The organism is Treponema sp. JC4 (assembly GCF_000260795.1).
Classification (GTDB): Bacteria; Spirochaetota; Spirochaetia; order Treponematales; family Treponemataceae; genus Treponema_D.
Genome location: NZ_AJGU01000111.1, coordinates 1 through 958 on the forward strand (window position 1 = coordinate 1; position 958 = coordinate 958).

Sequence of the window (958 nt, forward strand, 5' to 3'; positions counted from 1 at the left end):
ATTGTATGGAATATTCGACTTTGGAGGAGGTACGACTGACTTCGATTTTGGAATTTGGAATTACCAAAAGAAGAGTAACAAATATAATTATGAATTGGAAACTTTCCTACACCAAATGGCGATCGTTATTTAGGTGGTGAAATCTATTGGAAATGCTCGCTTATGAAGTCTTTAAGGAAAACAAAGATACCGTTATGCTTCCGGGGAATTATTCGTTCTCATGTCCTCCAGGAATGAGCGATTTTATAGGTTCCGATGCATTCATTTCAGAATCGCAAGAAGCAGAAAGAAATATGCATAACTTAATGGAAGCTCTTAGACCTTATTGGGAAGAAAAAGCAAAAGATTATTATTTTGTATATCCAGAAGAAGTTTCACTAAAAAAACTAGAAGAGGCTAATGAAGCATTAAAAGGAAAAATTCAAAGTAAGGATGATAAATACGATCAGTTGTATCAAGAGATTCAAGCATTCATTATGGGAAAAGATAGTTCAAATACAACTGAGGATGAATTAATTCCAAAGTTTGATAAATTAGAAAATGCATATAATGATATTCAGAAAAAATTTGATGAAAAGATTATTCTAAAAGTTGCTTTATACAATAAAGATGGTGTTGATACACAGAATGTTGAATTACAAACTACTAGGAATAATATATATCATTTAATTGAAACAAGAATTGAAAGTGGCATTGAAAATTTTTTTGATGCTTTAACACAAGCTTTCCAAAATAGAAATATCCCTGAAAATATAGAAAAAGTTAATATTTTTCTAGCAGGAAATTCATGTAAATCTCCAATAGTGAAATTTTTGTTTAAAAAGAAACTGGCAGAAAAAGCAGAAGAAATCTCTAATATTGCTGGAAAAGAAATTCCGAGCCGAGAATTATTTGAAATATTTCCTCCTTTGGGAACTCCAGAAGCAGAAAAAAAATTATCAGAAAGAAATATTGTTGT

1 protein-coding gene is annotated in these 958 nt (G+C 30.4%); it reads left to right on the forward strand.

The genetic code is table 11. The features are described from left to right. Positions 1 to 146 precede the first annotated feature (146 nt). Positions 147 to 958 (forward strand): hypothetical protein (locus MSI_RS13500; protein WP_202799350.1); only part of this gene is annotated, 812 nt, incomplete at its 3' end.